Annotated in this window: 18 protein-coding genes and 1 tRNA gene; 5 read left to right on the top strand and 14 right to left on the bottom strand. The window is 49.5% G+C overall.

From position 1 onward, the window contains the following. Positions 1 to 6 precede the first annotated feature (6 nt). From Q9L42_RS09355 to Q9L42_RS09340, 4 genes are all read right to left on the bottom strand, one after another. Positions 7 to 91, bottom strand: a tRNA-Leu gene (locus Q9L42_RS09355). Positions 92 to 1,006: 915 nt separating this feature from the next. After that, the gene (locus Q9L42_RS09350) at positions 1,007 to 2,275 is read right to left on the bottom strand and encodes a hypothetical protein (protein ID WP_349432671.1); all 1,269 of its coding nucleotides are present in this window, start codon (positions 2,273 to 2,275) and stop codon (positions 1,007 to 1,009) included. 140 nt (positions 2,276 to 2,415) lie between these two features. Then, positions 2,416 to 4,833: a mechanosensitive ion channel domain-containing protein gene (locus Q9L42_RS09345; protein ID WP_349432670.1), complete on the bottom strand. Its 2,418-nt coding sequence runs from the start codon at positions 4,831 to 4,833 to the stop codon at positions 2,416 to 2,418. 374 nt (positions 4,834 to 5,207) lie between these two features. Continuing rightward, positions 5,208 to 6,659 (bottom strand): mechanosensitive ion channel, encoded by a 1,452-nt coding sequence (locus Q9L42_RS09340; protein ID WP_349432669.1) that lies wholly within the window; start codon positions 6,657 to 6,659, stop codon positions 5,208 to 5,210. Between Q9L42_RS09340 and Q9L42_RS09335 the strand changes: the two genes are divergently transcribed. Both Q9L42_RS09335 and Q9L42_RS09330 read left to right on the top strand, forming a co-directional pair. Then, entirely contained in the window at positions 6,645 to 6,908 is a 264-nt protein-coding gene (locus Q9L42_RS09335) for a hypothetical protein (RefSeq protein ID WP_305908710.1), read from the top strand. The two genes, Q9L42_RS09340 and Q9L42_RS09335, sit on opposite strands and share 15 nt — an antisense overlap. 5 nt (positions 6,909 to 6,913) lie before the next feature. Beyond that, positions 6,914 to 7,942 (top strand): transposase, encoded by a 1,029-nt coding sequence (locus Q9L42_RS09330; protein ID WP_305908711.1) that lies wholly within the window; start codon positions 6,914 to 6,916, stop codon positions 7,940 to 7,942. Between the two features lie 28 nt (positions 7,943 to 7,970). On the opposite strand, the gene Q9L42_RS09325 is transcribed toward Q9L42_RS09330, so the two are convergent. Next, positions 7,971 to 8,111 (bottom strand): mechanosensitive ion channel family protein, encoded by a 141-nt coding sequence (locus Q9L42_RS09325; RefSeq protein ID WP_305908712.1) that lies wholly within the window; start codon positions 8,109 to 8,111, stop codon positions 7,971 to 7,973. 887 nt (positions 8,112 to 8,998) lie between these two features. Between Q9L42_RS09325 and Q9L42_RS09320 the strand changes: the two genes are divergently transcribed. Next, positions 8,999 to 9,964, top strand: coding sequence for a PDC sensor domain-containing protein (locus Q9L42_RS09320; RefSeq protein WP_305908713.1), 966 nt, complete (start codon positions 8,999 to 9,001; stop codon positions 9,962 to 9,964). Between the two features lie 2 nt (positions 9,965 to 9,966). After that, entirely contained in the window at positions 9,967 to 11,724 is a 1,758-nt protein-coding gene (locus tag Q9L42_RS09315) for a sugar phosphorylase (RefSeq protein WP_305908714.1), read from the top strand. Between the two features lie 171 nt (positions 11,725 to 11,895). Here the strand turns inward: Q9L42_RS09315 and Q9L42_RS09310 are convergent, their stop codons facing one another. The 4 genes from Q9L42_RS09310 to Q9L42_RS09295 form a co-directional block, all read right to left on the bottom strand. Next, positions 11,896 to 13,104 carry a glycosyl transferase gene (locus Q9L42_RS09310; protein WP_305908715.1) on the bottom strand — a complete coding sequence of 403 codons (1,209 nt, stop codon included), beginning with the start codon at positions 13,102 to 13,104 and terminating at the stop codon, positions 11,896 to 11,898. Beyond that, positions 13,097 to 13,921 (bottom strand): HAD-IIB family hydrolase, encoded by an 825-nt coding sequence (locus tag Q9L42_RS09305; RefSeq protein WP_349432668.1) that lies wholly within the window; start codon positions 13,919 to 13,921, stop codon positions 13,097 to 13,099. Before Q9L42_RS09305 ends, Q9L42_RS09310 begins: the two co-directional genes overlap by 8 nt. Position 13,922: 1 nt before the next feature. Then, entirely contained in the window at positions 13,923 to 14,315 is a 393-nt protein-coding gene (locus Q9L42_RS09300; protein ID WP_305908718.1) for a DUF2721 domain-containing protein, read from the bottom strand. 399 nt (positions 14,316 to 14,714) lie between these two features. Further along, entirely contained in the window at positions 14,715 to 15,887 is a 1,173-nt protein-coding gene (locus Q9L42_RS09295) for an EAL domain-containing protein (protein WP_305908719.1), read from the bottom strand. Between the two features lie 190 nt (positions 15,888 to 16,077). Here Q9L42_RS09295 and Q9L42_RS09290 point away from each other — a divergent pair, with 190 nt between their 5' ends. After that, positions 16,078 to 17,016 carry a hypothetical protein gene (locus Q9L42_RS09290; RefSeq protein ID WP_305908720.1) on the top strand — a complete coding sequence of 313 codons (939 nt, stop codon included), beginning with the start codon at positions 16,078 to 16,080 and terminating at the stop codon, positions 17,014 to 17,016. 268 nt (positions 17,017 to 17,284) lie between these two features. On the opposite strand, the gene Q9L42_RS09285 is transcribed toward Q9L42_RS09290, so the two are convergent. The 5 genes from Q9L42_RS09285 to Q9L42_RS09265 all read right to left on the bottom strand — a co-directional run bounded on the left by Q9L42_RS09285 (position 17,285) and on the right by Q9L42_RS09265 (position 23,306). Beyond that, positions 17,285 to 17,626 carry a hypothetical protein gene (locus tag Q9L42_RS09285; RefSeq protein ID WP_305908721.1) on the bottom strand — a complete coding sequence of 114 codons (342 nt, stop codon included), beginning with the start codon at positions 17,624 to 17,626 and terminating at the stop codon, positions 17,285 to 17,287. A gap of 303 nt (positions 17,627 to 17,929) precedes the next feature. Further along, on the bottom strand, positions 17,930 to 19,525 hold the full coding sequence (locus Q9L42_RS09280; protein WP_349432667.1) for a phospholipase D-like domain-containing protein: 1,596 nt from the start codon (positions 19,523 to 19,525) through the stop codon (positions 17,930 to 17,932). Positions 19,526 to 19,587: 62 nt separating this feature from the next. Further along, a complete protein-coding gene (locus tag Q9L42_RS09275; protein ID WP_349432666.1) occupies positions 19,588 to 21,093 on the bottom strand; it encodes an endonuclease/exonuclease/phosphatase family protein in 1,506 nt (501 codons plus the stop codon). 51 nt (positions 21,094 to 21,144) lie between these two features. Beyond that, positions 21,145 to 22,746, bottom strand: coding sequence for a glycoside hydrolase family 57 protein (locus Q9L42_RS09270; RefSeq protein ID WP_305908724.1), 1,602 nt, complete (start codon positions 22,744 to 22,746; stop codon positions 21,145 to 21,147). Further along, positions 22,743 to 23,306 carry a DUF4912 domain-containing protein gene (locus Q9L42_RS09265; protein WP_305908725.1) on the bottom strand — a complete coding sequence of 188 codons (564 nt, stop codon included), beginning with the start codon at positions 23,304 to 23,306 and terminating at the stop codon, positions 22,743 to 22,745. Before Q9L42_RS09265 ends, Q9L42_RS09270 begins: the two co-directional genes overlap by 4 nt. Positions 23,307 to 23,506 lie beyond the last annotated feature (200 nt).

Below are 23,506 nucleotides of genomic sequence, written 5' to 3'. Positions count from 1 at the left end.
GGAAAATGGTGCGAGCGGAGAGACTCGAACTCTCACGGGCTACCCCACTGGAACCTAAATCCAGCGCGTCTACCAGTTCCGCCACGCTCGCGAACTAAAACAGCTCGCCATTATAATCATCTGCACCATGAAAAACAACTTAATATTCGCCGGCCATTGCAGTATAACCAGAAAACTTGCCTGCATCTTGCCCACGAGGCGAGATTTGTTGAAAAAAACGTGCTCGCTGAGCAGAGCGGCCTAATCAGCCGCATCAGTTAAATGCGGGCTTCATTTGCTTGAATATGATTGACAAACATCAATTTAGTTCCCCCAAACCAGAGGCTCGCCCGCAAATCATGATGCCGCACCCCGGCGAATACTCATAACCCCCTTTACCCCCTTCTGGCAATGCGGGCAAGTACATAGTCAGTATTATTCTGCCAGCAATTCCCACTTTGGCGTTCAAAAAGGGCATGGGGTGTGTTTGGCGTGGATGTCGGCAGCAAGGATGCTGCCGTCAAGCCCCCAGGGATGGGTTTACCCAGCACCTAAATTCCATGGCTACTGGACTATATTTTACATTACAGGATAATTTAGGTGCTGGGTGAACGGCGCTCCTCGACAGACACACCCCATGCCCTAAACCCCGCAAAAATACTCAAATTGGGAATTGCTGTTATTCTGCCGGCAATTATGAATGTAGGTGCAAATATGGTATCAGGCAGCTCTGGAAGAAGTGTGCGCGGCATGGCCGATTTTTGTTCTGACCAAGGTCAGATGCTGCAATCAGCCCTTACGCCGCACAGGGAAGTGCAAGTGCCTCGTGAGATAGGACATCGCTAGCGGCCGCCGCACAGGGAAGTGCAAGTGCCGCGAGAGATAGGACATCGCTAGCGGCCGCCGCACAGGGAAGTGCAAGTGCCGCGAGAGATAGGACATCGCTAGCGGTTAAAGTAGCCTGTCCCCTTTTTTAAGCTGTCCCCTTTTTTAAGGCGATAACTCGTCAGAGGAAAATGGAGCTGCACTAGTATTCGGCGGCGTTCCATTGCAGTGAGTCCATAACGGCTGCACACAGCCCTGGTTCCTGTCCGCTGACCCAGCCCTTCCCCTCTGCAAAGCCCTCGGGAAGATCCGCCTTGGTGGGACCGAATTTACGGGTCTTGCAGCCTCGCGCCTGGGGATTTTGACAACAACATTTCATCGCCGCCACATGCTTTTTAACGAGCGCCGAATCGACATTGACCGGCGGCATCCAGCTGTTTCTCGAACTCGTCGTTAACCATGCGCTTAATACGCCAATGGGATGGTCCGTTGCAATATCAATGCTGTAACCACAGGTGCCCGAGGTAGTCATATTGTGGCAGCGCGTGCAAAGTTGCTGTTCGCCATCGATGGGATCGGTGGTGACCTGAAGTATGTCGGCGTTAGCAAAGAAATCCTTAAAAGGTTCGCCTACTGGCAGAAAAGGTAACTTAGCCATCGAAAAAATATCAGGCAAGCCATGCTTCGAATTAATATAAGGACTGTACTTAACGCCATGTGCGTTATGACAAGCCACACAGCCGGCGGACGCGGTCTCCTGCGGTGATTTAAAAGCCTGGTTGGCATCGCGATACCACAACTGCTCGGGGAAATCCTTCGGCGGTCTTGCCTGCTCGGGATCGAATCGCGCTAAAAAATCGTCCTTCTTCGGAAGCGGCTTATCCAGTGGCGGCAAAAAACCGGCAACGGCGCTGCCATACTGAGTCAAGTAACAACTTTTTCCCGTCTTGGTGTTACGGAGAATGATGCCAATATCGTTAAAGGTATTGTAAAGATAATAAAGTTCCTTTTTTTCAGCAACCGAAGCGCTCTGGTATTGCTGCTTTCTTTGCTGCTGATTCATTCCCAGGTTGGCCTTGGTTTTCCGAAACCAGTTTTTTTCCAACTGATTGCCTTTCTGTCGGCAATTCACCACCATGATATTGTCATCATCGAGATTAAGCACTTGTAGATGAGAATAAGTCCAACACCCCATGTCGCCGCCTAACCAGTGAGGGTTGTCGCATCTTTTGGCATCGGACAATTGTTCCCAGTTATCTTGCTGAATTTCCAGTTCATCGACATAGATCGGAACCTGTTGACCGTCTAGGCATGAGAGTTGCGGCAATTTCCGGGTGATTCCAAGCTCCGCCTTGCATTCCTCAACATATTGATAAACATCATAGCCCGTTGAAACTTGCCAAACGCCTGGCTTGAAGATGAAAAATAACAACGTCCCGATAACAACCGTCAGTAATAATACAGTTCTCATGCCTTATTACCCCAATTAGTCTTATTATGGTTATGGAAATAAAGATTATTACTTATTTTTTTCAATGTAAAGTGCGATAGCAGGGCTTTGTCACGCCCCTTCAACTTACCTTAAGGGTCGCCAGAACGTCTCATTCCCGATCATGAATTATCATGGCCAGAGCGTTTGTCCGAAATAATCTTCATCACCAAACTTTCCAGTCTTGCTAAATCCTTCCAATGAATATCTTGTTGAGGAAACGGGATTTCGACGCCATGCTCCCTGAATGCCGCATCGATGGCGAAACAAAGCTCGCTATTGACCGCTACCACATTGCCCACGTCTTCAATAAAAGCACGCAACTCAAAATTCAAGCTGCTATCGCCAAAGCCCTTGAATATTACCGTGGGGGACGGGACCTTAAAAATAGCTGGATGAGCGGACGCCACCTGCAATAATATGTCCTTTATTTTTTGCGTATCGGATCCATAAGCGACACCGACAGGCACAATGACTCGACCGGTTTTGTCGGCATGAGTCCAATTTAATAAAGGATTGGATATCAAATCCGAATTGGGAATAAAAACCGAGGCCCGATCAAACGTTTGTATTTCCGTGGCCCGCACATTGATTTTCTTAATCGTGCCTTGTTTGTCGCCGACGACAACCCAGTCTCCGACCTTAATCGGTCGTTCGGCGAGTAATATTAATCCAGACACGAAATTATTGACTACATTTTGCAACCCAAAGCCGATGCCTACCGAGAGCGCGCCGGCGATAATCGCCAACTTGCCCAGATCAATGCCTAACGTCGAGATGGCGAACAATGCGGCGAGAACGAAACCGATGTAACCGACTGAAGCCCGGATGGAATGCTGAACGCCATAATCGATACGGGTCTTCGCTAAAACCCGATATTCGAGAAAGTTTTGCAACAGACGGGTCAGCACCAATACACCGGAAAACAGCGCGATCGCGAAAAATATAGCCGCGATGGATACCGTGACGCCACCGACCTTAAAGCCGAAAAATGCCCGATACAGCCAGTCGCTGAGATCCTCTCCCCCTGCTCCCCACATCACTAGAAGCAGTAAAACCGCAGTCACATAGACGATCAGCTTGACCGCGACCTTAATCCAAAAACGCAGAAGCTCGCTGCCTTCTTCGGTTAAGGCAAGATTAAACCTAACCTTGGAACCGAGGACGGCATCCTTATTGAATAATTCATCAATTACCTCGCTACACAAGGCGATGATTACGCTGACCAAAATGAAAAGCCCACCGGTCAGTATGATCTGGGTGGCAAGAAGCCGGGAAAAAGAGACATAACCGGCGATAGCCGAAATGGGTATCGTCAACGCCAGGACCATAATCAGCCCGCAAAGTCCTTTCCAAAACAACGATTTTCCGCCTATGATTGGATGCTCGCTTGTCGATGATAACCATAATGAGCGACGCACAACCAACGCCAACAATAGTCCGGCGATTAATAGCCCGATGACAAATTTTCTCAGCACAGTTAGCTCTAGCGAGGCGCCACTTCCGCTCAGCCAGGCGCCCAATATCATGTCGATTGCGAACACCCCGGCCAAAGCTATGATAATTCTATGGATATAACGTGCGGCATCATCGCCCAGCGGCATCAAACGCATATGCCTGCTGTCAGGGGACAACAAGGCACGACTGACAGCGGTCACCAAGGCGATCATCAGCACAGCCGCCAGCACAAAAAAGGCGCTATCGCGGCTAACCCCACCCAGCTCAAAACCATAACTCAAAACCAAGTAGGCGGACAGGGCCAACACCATCGGCGGTAAAAACCTTACCAATATGACGATTAACGCCGCCCGCAACAAGTCCAGATAAGTCGGCGCTCTTTCCTTCGCTACATCAGCGAATTTCCGCGACAGCCAAACACTGACCGGCCAAATCACCAATGAGCAGGCGAACAGAACCCCGATTAAATAAATAAACGTCCTTTTTAAATGCTTGCTGAATTTTTTTTCCGATTGCCATTTATTAAATTGCTGCCGCGTCTCGATGAATTCATCCACCAAATCAGCCATCCCCTTTCGCCATATTTCCGGGGCTAATGCGGAAACGTCCCTAGCGAATGTTTTTTGCGTAAATCGGTCGATACGAATAGCGGACAGTTGTTTAAGCGTTTTTTCCAGCAGGGAAAGCAACAGTTCCACTTCTTTGCGCTGTCCCTCCATGATGGCTATGCGCCGGTTCAATAACTTCCTTTTTTCCGCGATGCTCGCCAACTCCTTAGGCTCGTCTTCGGCTGGCTCCGGTCCAAGCGCCTCAAGTTCATCTCTTAGCGGTTCCAGCGCCAAATCGATTTCGCCAGCAGCCGAGCGCGCTTTTTCACGTATTTCGCTTAGTTTTCCACGCAGCGTTTTAAGCTCATCGTCATCTAGCTCCGAATTCTCTAGCTTCCCGGTGGATTTCTCCACTTCAGAATTCCATTGCACCAAACGCTGTGCTATAGGCTTGCTTTGCTCCGCTTGCGCCCAAAAGCCATCGGCAAAAAAAATAAAAAGAAGCAACAAAGACAGAACCCGTTTAAATTTCATAAGCCATACTCAACATTTAAGCCTGCAATATAAATCAGGTTATCACAGTTCAAACGCATCGTCCGCCAACAGCTTAAGTTCAAAGGCAACTATTCAGCATATAATTTACTTTACTATCAGTAACTTGCCACAGAATACGCCCCCCGTAGACTTGAGCGCGGAATCTGACCGCCAGGGAGGGTGGAAATGCCGATTTTGCAGGTAGAAAATTGCTCCTGCATTTTCTACATTTCCGCCTTCCTTGGCGGTCAGAGCAAAAATCTGCCTGTTGCAGACAGCCCGATAAATCAATAATCGACTCCCTCTGATAAAAATACGCAGTAATTACATTTAAACAAACAAAAATATTTGAAGCGTCGCAAAGCGTGCAATTTTTAAGGCTCTCCTCGCATTTGCTTGAACCAATATTCCATTTGCTTGCCGGCCGCTTCCCTACCGCCTAAGCCAAATGAAAGCGCTACCGCGACAGCGATCGCTCCTAAGATCAAGCCAAAGGCCATGTTAACGATATCATCAGCCAATCCCATGGCATGCAGGCCCATTGCCGTGACTAGTCCCAGAATCGCAAATCTTGCAATGCCAGCCACGACTTTGCTTTGACCGCTTCCGCTCATAATGACCCGATAAACGATATTGGCCAGCCAAAAACCCACAGCCAAAATAACCGAACCCAACAGAATCTTGCTGCCAAACTCGACGAAAGTTGTGATCAATCCGCCTATTTGATCTAATCCCAATTGATTGGACGCCTCGATCGCAGCAAACAACATAGCGAAGAAGATCAGTAACTTACCCACCATAATCGAAGGCGTAACCTCCTCGACGAACACCTCTTCCAAGCCCAGCGCCGAAGGAATCTTATCGAAATTCATCCCTTGCAATAGTGTCGTCACCAGATTTGCGACAAATCGAGCGACAAAGAACGCGATAACCAAAATAACCGTTGCCGCGAAAATGTCTGGGATTGTCTGCAGTATGATATTGAGCATATTCGTTGCCGGCGCCGATATCGCTTCCATTTTCAGGGCATCCAAGGCCGCTACCAGCGCGGGAACGAAGACGAAGAAAAACACCAACGTGCCCACCAGATGGGAAATCCCCATTCCTTGCTCCAGTCCCATTCGCGCGCCAAACTTGTCTGCTCCGGCAGCCGCGAGCAAGTTGGACACGATGTCACGAAGTATTTTAGCGACAAACCAGCCAATCAGACCTATAACAGCAGCAGCGACAATATTCGGCAGCATCGCTAATATCGAATTGACCATGTTTTCCACCGGGATCAACAAGCCTTCGAGCTGAAAAGCGCCGAGAATCGCAGGCAGAAAAAGCAAAAAAGTGAACCAGTAAATTACGTTACCGATATTCTTGCTGGTCGAAACAACACCTTCGCCAGCCCCCAGTTTCTCATCCAGATCAGTGGCGTCCAAAGCCTTAACCACTAACATTCGAACTATGCTTGCTAACAGCCAGGCGACCAACAACAACACCCCGCCCGCTACCAGCCTCGGCACATATTTAAATACCTGGCTAACCAAGGCATCCAAAGGTTTCGAGACCAATTCAAGATCCAAAACATTAAACACCGCGATCAATACTATCAACATAATGGCCCAGTAAACCCCTTTGGCGATGCCAGACTCAAGATCAATCGATAACTCCCCCTCCTGGCCCACTTTTTTATTAAGGTCGAGCATGGACAGGGTCTTACGGCATAAGCGCCAACTTAAGGCGATAAGTCCTTGATTAGAAGTTGAAAGTTGGAGGTGCGGCCACCACATAGGGTATTTTGACCTACGAAAGTGAAAAACCCTATGCAGCAACCGCATTCAATAGATACCCGTTTTGAACAATTTGTGCAAGAACTGCCAGCCGATTACCAACAACAGGCCTATGACTTCAAAGCCTTTGCTCGTGCGCGCAAAATACGCTCACCGTTACAACTGTTACAGCTGGTGATGCTTTACTGTGGTCTGGATTTCTCCTTGCGCGGCTGTGCCGGCGAGGTAGCTCAGTTACAGGGCTACCTGAGTGACACGGCGGTAAAAAAAGACTGGCGGCTTGTGTTCCTTGGGTAAAATCTTTGCTGTCCGGCGTATTTGGGTTGGAACAGGTTGTCGAAAGCGGTTCATTGAGCTTTGTTGTCATTGATGGCTCGACCATCCAGGAACCGGGGGCGACAGAAACCACGTATCGGCTACATATAGCGATAGACTTGATTAACCTGAGGCTGCGCCAGGTCGAAGTGAGTACGGATAAGGTCGGCGAAAGCCTTGATCATTATGCGCTGGCATCGGGCGATGTAGTGTTGATTGATCGTGGCTACAATCAGCCTAAGTCGTTGGTGCCTTTCATCGATCGAGGCGGAGATATTGTTCTGCGCTATAACGCGCACAGCATGAATTTATACGAGGATGACGGCCAAGGTGGCATGATGAAAATCGACTGGGAGAAGCGTTTGCAAAGTCTGGGAAAGCAAACGGGAGCTATACCGGTCTACTTGTGCCATGATAAGAAACGAATAGCCTGCACGCTGCATGCGGTGCCGTTACCGGCGGGAAAAGCCGCACAAGCTCGCCGCAAAGCGAAGCTTAGAGCACAAAATAAGGGTCGTATGGCTCGGGAAAAAACGCTGGTCCTCAGTGAATGGGTCTTGATTTTGACGTCCGTACCGGTTGAATTGCTTGATACAAAAACCGCCGCCGCGCTCTATCGGGTGCGTTGGCAAGTGGAACTCGTGATCAAACGGATGAAAAGTCTGTTAGCGATCGATCAATTACGTGCCCGTAAAGACAGCGCATTGGCCGAACTGTATTTGCATGGCAAACTGCTTTATGCCGCAGTTACGGAGAAGATCGCGCAGCGCTGTTTTGCGCGAGCGCTCACGAAACTGGATGGCCCCCGTGAACTGACGCCGTGGCGATTATATAAAACGATCGCTGAAGACATTAAATCTGGACTGAACGCGTGCTTTCCGAGACAAAAGCGGTTTGACAGAGATTATTTGAGAGCGGTGACTGAACGTCCGCGAAAACGTTCGTTGCAATGCCTGCCTGAACCGATTACGGAACTGATCCAGCAATGCAGAATACTGGAAGTTAGCCGTGTTTAATCAAAGGGTTGTGAGCTTAAGTTGGCGCTTATGGGGTCTTACGGACACCGGACCTGACCAAAATGGCGATTAACCAACCGATAATAAGAATCGCAACTGCGCCGGCAATCTTGGGAAGATGCTGACCCAACGTTTCTTGTAGTGAATTCATTAAATTTGTGATATCCATTATTGTTCTCCTTAGCGCGTATTTGGTTAAAAACTTAAGAAAATGTAAAACAATCAATACTGCGGATAGTTTTAATGGAAAAGGACCATGAGCAATTCTGAGATTTTGCGCTAGCGGATACAGCCCAAGCTCAAAAAACCACTCAATGGAAAAACTAGTAAACTCCCTTTCAATCTAAATGTCCATAAAAATCACAAGGCTAAAAGGTTCAGCGAACGACTAGTCCAGACGTAACGACTCACCGCCATTCGTGGATAAGCGGAGCGCATCCACCGAGTCGGCATCTTTGGTGGATGCGCCCTTCAGGCTTATCCCCCCTACATGCTGACCGCCATGGATGGCGTGTAGTAGAGCAATGCAGGAGCAATTGCCGATAACGCCATGGAGGGCGTGTAGTAGAGCAATGCAGGAGCAATTGCCGAGGAGCAAAAATCGGCCCTGCCGCATTCGATAAGTGGGGCGAGCAGTTACGTCCAGACATAAAAAAGGCGCATAACCTCGAGGAGAAGAAGTTAATGCGCCAGTGATAACAACAACACAAAGGTAAGCACGCCAGGAGCAACGTACATACAGGTTAAAGCATTTATGATGCCAAGCCACCCTAAAACCCTAATCAACTGATTTATATAGCTAATTTATTAAAACCGAATTTAACGACAGCAAGGATTTACAAATATCGCTCCAAAAAAGTGCGCCCGCACTATTTTAAGTCACATTATTTCATTTCCAGTCGACTTTAGCGCTTTCGGTCATTGTCAAAGCCGATGACGCCTCACGTTTTTGTGTCTTCGCCAACAAGATTGTCAACATATCAGGGCATAATAATTGCTTTAAAAATATTATCTGCATGAATAAAGAAACATTCGTCAACCTTACCACTAAACCTTATGTCCAAAATGAGCCACATCAACGTCATCGAAAAGTATGACGAACACCGTGACGCAATTCATCACCTGCTTTCTTCGATACTCAGCTGTTTCGCCGACGCCAAGATGTTTGAACAAAACCAACAGGAATTGAGCGAGCAACTCAAGTCTCTTTGCGATTATTACCCCTTCATTAGTCTGCTCTATCTGCTCGACGCCAAAGGCAAACAAATCAGCATGAACGTGCCTGGCAGCTATTTCAAACATAGTCCGCAAACAGGTCGCGGCTTTGATCGCAGTAAAAGACCCTATTATCTGCTAGCCGCCAACAGCGATTCGGTCGTGATCACGGAACCCTACCTGTCCAGCGTGCGCCGGGAACTTTGTCTTTCCGCCACGATTAAAATGAACAACGACGACGGCACGACCAAGGGATACATTGTCCTCGACATCGATCTGGCGGCGACGATTTCGTTTCTGACCGGGGACAGCAAACGCATACATTTCGACCCCTATTTCAAGGCCGTTTATTCGCTGATCGTCGTCGGTCTGTTCAGCGTCGCGCTATTGCTGCTCTATTTGGCCGGTAAGGAATGCTGGGAAGTGCTGCAAACTTTGCTGTCTTCCGAGGAAGGAAAGTTGCTGCCGTTCGGCGTGGTCATCTATCTGACGCTGGCACTGGCGATTTTCGATCTAGGCAAAACCACACTCGAAGAGGAAGTGCTGCTTTATAAAGACATACTGCGCCACAGTTCCACGCGCCGTACCATTACCCGCTTCATCGCCGCCATCATCATCGCCGTCTCCATCGAAGCGCTGCTGATGATTTTCAAATCGGCGCTAAAGGAAAGCGGCGAATATATCATTCAGGCAGTCTGGATCATTCTCGCGGCCGGTTTCCTGCTGCTCTGCATGGCGGTCTATGTCTATCTCGGCAGCAAGGCCGAGGCCTTGTTATTGAAAAGAAAAAACCATAAGGACTCTTGAACATGACTCACTCAACTCTTCCAAGCAATGAGCTGCCGCATTGGTTTACCCAAAAAGCGGAAGCGCATCTGCAATTTTTATACGGCGAATCGCGCACTCCCGCCCTGATGGAGCGCTTGATAGACCGCTTACAAAGCGGCATCTCGGCGGCTAAATCGGAGCAACTGGCGCTCTGGAGTGAACAAGACATCATCTTGATCACTTATGGCGATAGCGTACAACAGCCCCATGAAAGGCCGTTGCAAACTTTGCATGAATTTCTCACCCTGCATCTTCAGGACAGCATCAACAGCGTCCATGTGCTACCCTATTTTCCTTACAGCTCGGATGACGGTTTCGCCGTCATCGATTACAAAACGGTCAACCCACAGCTTGGCGACTGGGCCGATATCGAACGCCTCGGCAAACAATTTCATCTCATGACCGACCTCGTGATCAATCATGTCTCCCGGGAAAACCTTTGGTTCATCGATTTTTTAAGCCGCCAACAACCTGGCTGCGATTATTTCATCGAAATGCCGCCCGAGACCGACGTGTCGCAGGTGGTGCGTCCGCGCAGTACGCCGGTGCTCGTACCGGCGCACAGTCATGACGGCATCCGCCATGTCTGGGCGACATTCGGCGAGGATCAAATCGATGTCAATTTCGCCAATCCGGATGTGCTGTTTGAGTATATCGATATCTTATTGCTGTACATCGCCAAGGGCTCTCGTTTTATCCGCCTCGATGCAATTGCCTTCTTGTGGAAAAAAGCCGCCACTCGCTGCATCAATCTGCGCGAAACCCATGAAGTGGTGAAACTGCTGCGAGATATCGTCGATGTCGTCGCCCCAGGCACCGTGCTGATTACCGAAACCAATGTGCCGAACGGCGAAAACCTCAGCTATTTCGGCAACAGCGACGAAGCGCACATGGTTTATCAGTTCACCCTGCCGCCGTTACTGTTGCACGCCCTACACCACGGCATCAGCACCTATTTGACCCAATGGGCGATGGACACGCCGAGACCACAAAAGCATTGCACCTACCTGAATTTCATCGCCTCTCACGACGGCATCGGTTTGCGTCCAGCCGAGGGCATCCTGCCGGAACAAGAGGTCCTGTCACTGGTCGATGCGATGCATCAATACGGCGGTTATGTCAGCATGCGCACCGATGCGTACGGCAAGGAATCGCCTTATGAAATCAATATCGCGCTGTTCGACGCCTTGAAAGGGACGCACCGAGGTATTGATGACTATCAGATCCAGCGCTTTATCTGCGCTCATACCATCATGCTGGCGCTGCAAGGCATTCCGGCATTTTATATACATAGCCTGATCGCCACCACTAACGACTATCAAGGCGTGGAACAAAGCGGCCGCACCCGTTCGATCAACCGCCGCAAATGGCGCTACGATGAACTGCTGGAACGCTTAAACAACCCGTCATCGGAGCAAGCCTCGGTGTTCCATGAACTGAAACGCCTGTTGAAAATAAGGCGCAAACAAGCGGCCTTTCATCCGGAGGCGCGGCAGGAAACCATACCGTTGGGCAATGATCTGTTTGCTTTCTGGCGCATCAACGCCGAACGACAACAACGCATACTGGCGATCAGCAATATCAGCGCCGAAGCGCAGACCGTGCACTTGCCGGAACATCCGCTGACGGAAGGTTCTGGTTTCTGGCGCGACTTGATTGAGCGTACCGCGATCGCTAAAGGCACAAGAAAATTGAAGCTGTACCCCTATCAATCGGCCTGGCTGGAGGCGCTGGATTAAGCAATTTAGGCGGATCCGCTACGCTTGAACCGCCCTACCATAACGTGAATACCGCATAAAATATATTTTTACCATTAATATTCACCCCTCTTCATGACCTTCATGGTGAGACCCTGATAGAGCGGATATGGATGACCCTCGGAACGCGGGTTGAACAAGCTTCGCCTTCAATCAAGCATTGTCCTCTTCGACCGCATCGCGCAATCGCTCCAGCACATCGGGGATGGCGCTGACCACCCGATTCCAGCTGGGAATAAACGGCGTTTCACTGGGCCGGTCCAAAAAGCCATCGCCGGCCCGAATGATATGCTGGGCGAATAACTCGACGGTCTGTTCTTCAAGGTGTCTATCCAGCTTCAGACCGTTGATGCAGGCATCGCTATAGTAAGCCTCGACCGCATCCAGCGCCTCTCGATAATAGGTGGCTTTCAAGGTCCTGAAAACCTCCTTGCTCAACACCACGCCTTCGGTCGCGAGTTTACGGAATATAGCTTTGGCGATATCGATGCTCATCTTCGACAAACCGACGTCGACATCGCTGGATAGAACTTGATGTTTATGATCATAGTCATCGGCAATTTCGACCTGGCAGATATGCTTGCGCGACTGATTACGATACATCTCGGACAGCACGCCGATTTCCAAGCCCCAATCGCTGGGAATGCGGATCTCCTTGATCGTATCCATGCGAATCGCAAACTCACCGGACAAGGAATAGCGGAAGCTGTCCAGATAATCGAGATAATCCGTCGGACCGATGACCTTCTTCAACGCCCTGAGCAACGGTGTGACCAATAGCCTGCATACCCGTCCGTTGATTTTCTGGTCGGCAACGCGGTAATAATAGCCCTTGCAGAATTCATAATGAAAAGCCGGATTGGCGACCGGATAAAACAGCCGCGCCAACAACTCCCGGTTATAGGTCAGTATGTCGCAGTCATGCAAGGCGATCGCTTCGGAACGTCCCGAAGCGATCGCGTAACCATAGCAATACCAGACGTTGCGGCCTTTCCCCAATTCCTTAGGCGCGATCCCTTTTTCAATCAACTGTACATTCAATTTTCGCAGTCTCGGCCCATCATTCCACAGGATTCTGTAGTGTTGAGGCAGCGCGCTGAAAAACTCCCGGGCATGAGCGAATTCGTCGGCATCGGCATTATCAAGTCCGATGATGATCTCGCTCAGATACGACACCTGACTGATTTCTCGGATGATTCCTTCCAACGCCGGCCCTTTCAGCTCGGAATATAACGATGGCAGCACCAAGCCCATCGGTCTGTCAGCGGAAAATCCCAACAATTCCTTTTCCATCTCAGTGACACGATCCTTGTTCAGTCGGTGCAGCGTCGTAATCGACCCGTTTTGAAAAAAATCACTCATTACCCTCTCCTATATTCAGTTGACTAAACAGCTGATCGATCACTTCCCGCCAACCCAATGGCGCTCGATGCTGTGAATATATCACTCGATCCGGCGCCTTGTTGATAGACAGATGACCGCCATCTGGTTTACGGATGACGCCGGCATAATCAGCCTGCTCCAGCATTCTTAGGTCGTTTTGACTATCGCCCAGGGCGATGGTCAATAGTTTCTTCCGCTGCTGTTGTTGCTGATACTTATTCAACAGCCATGCCATCGCTCGGGATTTGTCATTCCCCCCCATGACATGCCAGAAACGCCCACCTTTGATCAATTGCAGTCCCTGCTGGCGTAGCAAGCTTTGGAATTGCCCCAGCCTTTCCTGACTGTCTCGCCACTTCAGCGGCTCCGAAGCCAAGCGCTGTTTCGCCTGTTCGGCCTGAATTTCATTCAGGCCGGTTTCCCTCATCACATCGGCGACGCTGAAATCGTTAAAGCCTTGGAAAGAAAAACCATGCGTTTCACGCAGCCGCCGAATGATCGGCAAGATCTCGGTCAACGCCCGGCCCAAAATCACCTGATTAACAGTCTGGTCGTAACCAGGGAATAGCCCGGCAGGGACACATACCGCCGCACCATTTTCGACTACAAATGCACCATTATTGTGCAATTGTTTTCTAATGTCGGCGATTTCCGCCCGTGTCTTACTCGAATTGATGATCAGAGGTATCCGCGCTTGTCTGATTTTTTCCAATGCCGCCAGCGCCTCGGTAAAACGATAATCCTGATGATCCAGCAAGGTGCCGTCCAGGTCGGTGAAAATCAAGTAACTATTCATGCTATTGCACTTCCATATCTTCCAATTCGATATTCAGCGCTCGCGTCGAAATCAAAAGCTCCCACAGCGACACCAACAACGACAACACGATTAATAACATACTGAGCAGAAACACCGTTTTCGCCGATATCTGCAGGCCGAGAAAAATCAAGGCCATCGTTAATACGCTACAGATAATACCCATAACGGCCAGTGCTTGCATGATAATAATCAACCGTATCCGAATTCTCAGGCTTTCCACCTGCTTTTTCGCGATATGGCTCTGCGTTCTATTGAACAAGTTATGCAACTCCCTGATTCTTTTAGCGATGGCTAGATAGCGATTGGAATAAGCCAGAAACAATACCGAAATCGCGGGAAACAATAAGGCCGGTGTCGTGATCGTGATATCCATCTATTCAATAATTGATGTAACTATTCAGTATCTTTCGGGTTTTAGGCAGTAGGTCATTGATTTCTCGGGACGCGTTCACCCAGCACCTAAATACCCTAGGTTATTGGCTATGATTAATAATCTTCGTTAATTTAGGTGCTGGGTGAATACTTCCATGGCAGCTAATGGCATCCTGCCTCACGCTGCACTTGCACTTCCCTGTGCGGCGTAAGCTCTGACTGCAACGTCTGACCGTCAGGGACGATGGAAATGCAGATTTTGCAGGAGCAAAAAATCTGCCTGTTGCAGACAGCCCGATAAATCAACAACCTACTCCCTCTTAGTAAAACTACGCTGAATAATTACTAATTGATAAACATAATGGCAACCCAGCAATCCCCATACCAAGTATGCCGGCCCTCAATCACGATCAGATTTGATATCGACCATCAAAATTCTATTGGCGTCCAATGTTAGGGACAGGGTCTTGCATAATAGCCCGCTATCAAAATCCTTATAATGATCCGAGGTGATGACCTGGTCGCAATCGCCGCGGCTTTCCAGCGCAATGATTTGATAAAAATAAGGTCGCCAGGACCAATTAAAACCGATCTTACTCGGATCATTAAACCATTGCCCATCACTGAAATTAAAATCAGGCGAAATTTGTTCGCCTTCGCTATTGCATAAATAAAATCGCAGTACGCCATAACCCTCGAAGTCCCAGCTGACCAGGGCATTCAGATTGAAATCATCCTGTAACACGGCCTTTAATTTGTATAACAAGTCGGTGACGGTCCGGGTCTTGTCAATTTTCAACAATTCTTCCTGTAATTTTCGATTCAAGAATTTTTTGCGTAGCGAAGCGATATGACGCTGAAATTTATCGGCCTCGATAAATTCCATTTCCGCGCCGGCGAACAAGAATCCCTGCATAAACTGCGCGCCGCTATTTAACCCGAACATGAATTCATCATCGGTTTGCACGCCCTCGCAGACCACCTGACTGCCGAGGCGCTTGCCGAAGCGAGTCAACAAATGCACCACATCCCTGGCCACCCCGCCTTTGACCGCCATTTTGAACAGTCGCATGTCTATCTTGATGATATCGGGATTGAGCGCGATCACTCTCTCCAACTGGGAAAATCCGGAACCGAAATCGTCTATCGCGACGCGTAAGCCTTCACGGCGATAGATGTTGACGACTTCTTTCAGTTTATCGATATCCGCCTTCGCCTCGGTGATTTCGATAATGATCCGGCTCTTGTCGATATCCAATTGTTTCAGCATTTCCAAGGTCGGCAACCTTCTGATATCGGTGACATAATCGATCCAGGCCGCCGATATATTCAAGGTCAAATAGCAATGATCATGCAGGTTTGCAAATTTCTGCAAGGCCTGCCAACGCACTTGCCTGTCAACTTCTCTCAGTTGCTCGGCCGGCAAGTCGGTGGACGAAAAAAGCTGCCCGGCCGAGACGATGTTTTGCCGATCGTCATACTGTCGAGCCAAGACTTCGTACCCAACGATCCAGCCGCTGGCGACACTGACGATAGGTTGAAAACAAGGAAATAAAACAGAGTTTGCTTGCATAAAAATTGAAGGCTTGATGCGTTTATCGGATCAAATATAAGGCATAATCCATGCCAGATTCGAATCCTCAGCATGCCCGATCATTAATATGTCTAAAGAAATACTGTATTGATAAAATAACGCTTATAGATAAATAAAACCCGCGTTACACTGAAGGCAGATTTTCAACTTCATGGCAGAGGCTCATCTCATGGCGCGCGAATTTTCTTCGTTGAAAGAACTGGACACCCCGGTCAAGGTCTTATTCACCGGTTATCTAACCACCGTTGCGGTTGGCTACCTATTCGCCTTAATTCAGATTCTTTTCACCCACGGCATGGCCGACGGCCAGTTCGGTTTATCGATCGACGATATCGTTTATAGCTACTATGGCAATCGTTCCGGCACGCTGCTGGAAACCAAACTGAATGGCTCGATGAAGGAAAACGCCTCGGAACAGGAACGTTTTACCATCATTCAATGGATACGGGACGGCGCCGAGGAATCGGATTATCGATCCAGCGGCGTGGCCAAGATCATCGAAAACCGCTGTGTCATGTGTCATAACGAAGCCGCAACCGGCATACCCGATTTCACCGAATTCGCAGGAATTGCGGCAACAACCGAACAGGACGAAGGCGCCACCTTCGCCTCCTTGACCCGGGTGTCGCATATACACCTGTTCGGCATCAGCTTCATATTTATGTTCGTCGGCTTGATATTCAGTTTTTCCGAAACCAGCACGGTCAAATACAAATGCATCGCCATCGGCATGCCCTATCTGTTTTTGTTGGTCGACATCCTGTCCTGGTGGCTGACGAAATTGCATCCGATGTTCGCCTGGCTGGTCGTCTTCGCCGGCGCCGGCATGGCCATTGCCTTTGCGTTTATGTGGACGGTTTCGATTTTGGAGATGTGGCTGTTCGACAAGGTTTTCCTGGATGCCCAAGGCAATCGCTATCCGCAATGGAGCACCTATGTCGAAGGCTGGTTGGCGCGCATCGGTTGCGGCTCGCCCGGAAATCTGTTCAACAAGCTATGGTGCACCAGCAAGCACGTTGCTTTATCGATCTGGCGACTCTGGTTGAGCAAAGGCTGGCCAGCCGTTGTTCAGCTTATCGACAAACTGAAGTCAACCAAGTCGAAATAAGCTCCCAAACAAGGAAAAAGGGGACGGAAAAAGGGGACAGGAAAAAGGGGACAGGCTACTTTTACTGTGCGGTAGGTGCGAATTTATTCGCATTGCGCGGCTAAATCTGCACCTACATTCACAATTGCCGACAGAATAATATGGACTATGTACTTGATCCTCAACAGGCACACCGGTCAGCTTTTATACGTCGCGCGATTTAACAGGGAGTGATGGCTCATTACTATTTTTTATGCGGCGTTTTATACAGTAAAACTTATCATGGTTCTTAGCTCATCTTATCGAGATTCTTCAGCAACAAGGCGATGATAATCGCCGGGATCAACACTGCACTGAATTCCCATAAGCCCATGCTAACTAATACCAGTTGATTGCTGATCAGCGCGAAAATATAAAGCCAGGCCGCCCATTTTCTTAAAAACCATAAGCCGGTAACACTAACCAAGCTGATCACCGCAGAACTCGCGAAATAATAAGGATAAAATGCGCCCAATTGCCTGGAAACCGGCGACCAGACCATGAAGGACAGCTGAGCCGCATTGATAACGCCGATAAAACAAATGATAGTGATCGCCATCGGTTTTTGAAGTTTCAGACTGGATTCGCTCATGATTATCTCCCAGGGGTGTTTGTAAAATTGAGCCGCAACGATTCATTGCAAGCAGGCGTTCTATTCTCAGCAATTCCCAGTTAGGCGTTCAAAAAGGGCATGGGGTGTGTTTGGCGAGGATGTCGGCAGCAAGGATGCTGCCGTCAAGCCCCCAGGGATGGGTTTACGGCGCTCCTCGACAGACATACCCCATGCCCTAACCACAGCAAAATGCTCAAACTGATGAGAATTGTTGTTCTATTCTAGTGTTTTGCCCGATCCCATGGAAAGAAGATAAGATATCGCACTGGCCTCTTGCTCCGATCAATAAAACACCCTGAAACAGCGCCTTATTTCATCAAACTCATACAAATACGGCTGTGCCACCCGATGATTGGCCGCCACGACCAGCAGATCATGGGAAAAAACCGAGGTGTTATACCAATTGAAGCTGCCTTCGATGACGATGTATTCGTCAATCACACAATACTTGGAATGTATCGGCGAATAAGGCACAGGGTGATCATCCTGACCATAGACCAGGCCCACCGGAATGCCGGCCTCCTTCAAACGCTGAATCGCCGGCAACAACGGCCGATTCAGTTCTTCGTCCATGCTGCGTTCGACGCCGATGCGCCCTTGCCGAGCCAGATGACCGTTAAACAGGATATGCACGTCGACGCCGCGATGCTTAGCCAGGATCAAGGCGTTTACAACGCTGTCATGATGATCGCCCAATAAGTCGCCGATCAGAAACAGACAGGCCCTGATGGAATGGCGGGCGCGATGAATCTCGGCCAAGATGGCATGATGCGGCAAATAGGTTTTGCCATTTTGCATGCTGTGTCTACCGAAGGTATACAACAGATTGAAATGACTGAGCGGATCGATGCCGTATTTCTGAATGACGCCGCCACGCTGACTCTGAAAAATATTGTCGAGCAGTCGGCAGACGCCTTTGGAATGAAAGGTCATGCCCGATTCCCAATTCGCCCACCAGCGATCGAAAGTGATATTGAACGAGCCTAGGATGCAATCTTCGTCATTGAAAATGATGAATTTAGTGTGCATATCCGGTTCGACTTCGATCAGATGATGTTTGGGGGTGCAAAACACGCCCAGCAACTCGACCCTGGATTGTTTCAAACGCGCATAGGTGTGACTGTTGGTCATCGTCATCTTACGCCAGTCGACGATGCACTGCACCCAAACGCCTTGCTCGCTGGCGTGAATCAGATGATTGATGAAGTCGTTGTCATCGATGCAGTCGACACTGACCTTGATCGTACAGAAACGTTGCGGGTCTTCCCGCTTATAGTGGATGACCTTGTCGATATGATCATGAATGAAACGCTTGGGATGATAAGGATGATGTTGTTGCCCCTTGGTAAACTTGGGCGTCAGATTCAAGGCGTCGAAATGGTGGTTATACCAATCGACATCGCTCTGTAGCTCCGCCGCATTCAATTCATAGCTGCGATAATGGTTCGGCGTGGTCCACTGATCATTGATATGACGTTGTTGCGGATAACCGTCCTGCAACTGATGCCAATCCATGAAGATGTATTCTTTTTCCGAAGCTATCGATTGCTCATGTAAATGCACAATATAAGCGATCTTGATGCAGTTGATCTTGCCCAAATGGTTGGAAAACGGATAGACATAAAAATCCCGTGTGTTGCGTTTATGTCGGTCCCAATGGATATCATAGGCATCAGTATCGACTATGTAGGTTTCGCAGATTTGGTTATCCCGATAAACCTTCAATATCACCTTCAGATTGGCGGCAACACCATGGAACATCTCGAATTCAATCTTCCCCCAGCGTATATCGAAGGTATCCTTAAAATCATTGATTCTTTGAAAAAAACCACCTAGTTGTCCAAAAAAAGGCTTGGCATATTGTTCTGCGAACTGCATTTTCACCTCGATTTTCGTTTCCTCGGCACGTTGCCTGCCTTAGTAAAGCAAAGACAATGCCATTACTTCGGCTCAAACGTCATCACATAACCACAGTGATCGGATACCGGACCGTAGTCCTGTTCGGTAAACAACACTTTGGCCGATGTCACCTGTAAGTGACTGTCACGATTCAAAAAAATATAGTCGATGCGATAATCGTCAGCCAGATAATCTCCCCAATGAGCATCATCGACCCGAAAAATTTTTTCAAACAAGCCCCGTTGATTCGCTTGCAGATATTGGTCTTCGTATTGATGGCCCTTGACGACTAATTGATAGCCTTCCGAACCGGCGGCAATATTGAAATCGCCGCACAGCAGCGTGCTTTTGATTCGTTTTCCGGCTTTACTGTTGGCCCAATCGCACAAACGCTGGAACTGCTGGCGAAAACCGTCCTCCCACCAGCTCAGATGGGCCGAAAAGACATTGACCCAACCCATATAGGGCACCTTCACCTGGGCCATCACCACCTTGCGCGAATGAATGCTGTATATCTCGTCGCTGTCCGACACATATCGGCCTTCCTGGTTCAGCAACGGAAAACGACTGAGAATCGCCACCCCCTCCCGGTATTTGTCAAATCCCAGGTGCGACCAATCGCTGTAGAGATGATAGGGCGTGCGCAAGCGTTGATTGATGATGTTGGCCGAATTTGAGTGCCAGTCGCCCTGGCCGTCGTTCCAGTTTTCCGCAACCTCTTGAAAGCAAGCGATATCGACCTCCTGTTCATCAATGGCCTTGGCGATCTGCCAGAATTTATGATCTTGGTTGCTTTCTTGATAACAATGCAGATTCAAAATCATCACGGTCAGCGGCTTGTGGCTGGCGACGTAATTTCTGCCCTCGTTATTATCCCATAACACCTGCCCGCGGCCTTCACAGCAGATGCTGTACTGCAAACGGAAGCCGGCGCCGATTCTGAGCCGTCCGCTCCAAAGCTGATTGGCGTATTGATTGGGATTCCGGGCGTTGCTCTTAGCTTTACTGTCCCAATAATTGATCTTGCAGTGACAAGCTGTCTTGAAGGTATGCTGCCAATTATCGACGGTCCAATGAATCGTGACTTTTTCGGCATGAAGCGACTTATCCAGTACGACCGTCACCGGCAGGCTTTTCTGACCTTCCTGCAGATGACGTTGGGGGTCGATATTCTGAATCAGAATATTGGGGCCTAATTGTATCCCGGAATCGGCCTGACTCTCGTAATTACGGCCATGGTTGTTGTCCCAGAATTCGTCGCCATGAACCCGATAACGCAGGCTGAAGCGAATATTACCGGGCAAGGCCTGATGAGCGGTGAGCGGAAAGGTCGCCCGCGCTTGCCAACATTCGATATCATCATGCAGACCATGATGAAAATGCACCGGCAAGCTATGCCACGCGCCATCTTCTCCGGACCAGACCACATCGACCTGCTTGTCGTATGAGACATCCTTGACCCGCATAAAAAAAGCCAGCTCCTGCCGAGGCACTCTTTTTTTTCTGTTGATGACATTTTCAACATATAACAGCTGAATATGACTCATCGTCTTTCTCCGTTGCCTAGTGAGTCGAAAACCTTTCCGCCTGTTGGAGGATCAGAATCCGGCCGCGGGTTGATAGGAACGATAATCGATGAACGGAAAAATATCATCCATGATTTCCAACGCCGTCAAATAACGCTCATCGATACGGTTTTTGCGAATACAATCGCGCAGATAATTGAATCGGGCCAAGTGATCGGTAATGCGCTTGCAGGCATATTCCACGTCGGTGCCGGATTTCATGATGAAAGGCCAGTCGGAGGCTTGAGCCAACAGCACCGACCGCAAAGCCTGATTCAGGGCTCGACGCTGTAAATCGGTCACCGCCAGACCCTGCAGATCGTCGGCCAATTTTTCCATGTCGGCGGCGGCCCTATGGATCAACGGATAAATCCAATCGTTGTGATCATTGAGCCAATATGACGAATAACCCTGCTCGCCCCAGCTCGACGCCGACGGCGTCGCCTGCTGTTGCTCGGGATAACGGGAAAGATAGTCCCTGCAAGTTTGCAACTGAATACCGTTTTCTTCCTCGGCCGCAAGCCTGAGCACCTGTTCCAGCCACTGCGGGCCTTCGAACCACCAATGACCGAATAACTCGGCATCATAAGGTGCGACAATCAGCGGCGGCCTGTCCATCTCCTCGTTTAGTCGATCGACTTGACGCAGGCGTTGGCTGATAAAATCGGCCGCATGCTCCTTTGCCTTGGCCGCCGCCACGTCGCTCTGATAGATCCGTTTATCGGCGCCTGCCCCGGTCACCCGATGATATTTGATCCCGGTGTTGATCCGGGTTTTGCCATCGAGAATATAGGGGGAAATGTAATCTAGCGCCAAATCGAAGCCGATATCGCGATAATATTCCCGGTAAACGGCATCGCCTGGATATCCTTGTTCGGCGCTCCAGACCTGGCTGGAGGATTGCGGGTCTCGGGCAAAGGCGCAGACTCCGTTGCCGCAATCCAGCGGCGCATAAACACCACGCCTAGGCGTCTCGCTGGCATCGTTCAAGCCATGGCTATCGACGAAGAAGTAATCGACGCCCGCCTCTTTCAGGGACTCTTCCAGGCCCGGATAATAACCGCATTCAGGCAACCAGAAACCGTCCGGCTTAATCGCGAAAGCCTCCTCGAAAGTATCGATACCGGTATCGATCTGGCAACGAACGGCCGTTTCGCTGTTGTTCAGCAACGGCAAAAAACCATGGGTCGCCGCTGTCGTGATCAATTCCAAGTTGCCGGCATCACGATGCTTTTTAAACGCCGCCAACAAGTCGCCATGGTATTGCTCTTGGTAAATCCTCTGGGTGTCGCCGAACAAACGCCGATAAAAAAGCGCCAAGCGATGGAATTCAGGCTGTTCCCGGGTGCGCTCGATTTCCTTGTCGGCCAGTTCCAGCAAGCGATGCAGGTGCTTCAGATAGCGCCTCTGTAATAGCTCGTCCCCCAACAGCGTGATCAACGTCGGCGATAGCGACAAAGTCAGTCGATATTCGATATCATCGGCCTGCAGGCGATCCAGCATCGCCAGCAATGGCACGTAGCACTCGGTGATCGCCTCGAACAGCCAGTTTTCCTCGAAAAAACCGTCATACTCAGGATGTCTGACATAGGGAAGATGGGCATGCAAGACAATCGACAGAAACCCCTTGTTCATCGGATTTCTTTTCCCCGTCCGGAAGCATGCTCGGATAACAAGACGCCGGCAAGCGCAGGCGCGTCATATTGATCGGCGCCATGAGCTCTTGGCACATAAGCGGTATCGGAACTCGCCAAAGCGGCAAAGCCGTCTTTTCCCTGTGATTTTCCGATCGATGCGCCATAATAATTCGCGGTCATCTGTTCCGGTATCGCCACCCGTTGCTGAGTCTGGCTCGGCGCCAATGTCATATCGAACCACTCCGGCTGATCGGCGCCGTCAGCAAGGTTATCGGCCACCGCATAAATCCGCAGAGTCAGAGGCTGAGCCGAGTCTTGAGTCATTTGTTTTTCGTCGATATGCCAATAGGCATGGAGATGGTTAGGATCGACCGCCAACAACACGATTTTAGAACGAGGCGATGGTAATGACAGGCGCAGCGGATGTTGACGGCTGATTTCTTCGCTGATCGTCAACATTTCCTGGGCTGAAAGTCTGATATGAGAGTTGCTTGCCGACGCTCGGCTGGAAAAACCCGGCGTATATTCTCGGCTAAGCTGTTCACTAATTGCTAACATTTCCTCGGGTGACAGCTTGATTCGGGAACTATGTCTTGACTGATAAGATACTATCACCAGCTTTGATAATCTGTTTAGAGTTTTCCATACCCCCGCGCGACCTTGCCGGGCTCTCGTGTTTCCATCCGGGAACTTGCCTTCATACCATATTTCCGGAACAGATAAGGCTTTTGATGCCTCTTTCAATCGCTTATATGACA

The sequence above is a fragment of the Methylomarinum sp. Ch1-1 genome, assembly GCF_030717995.2.
In the GTDB taxonomy this organism is placed as follows: Bacteria; Pseudomonadota; Gammaproteobacteria; order Methylococcales; family Methylomonadaceae; genus Methylomarinum; species Methylomarinum roseum.
This window is presented reverse-complemented; position numbering and strand designations above follow the sequence as displayed.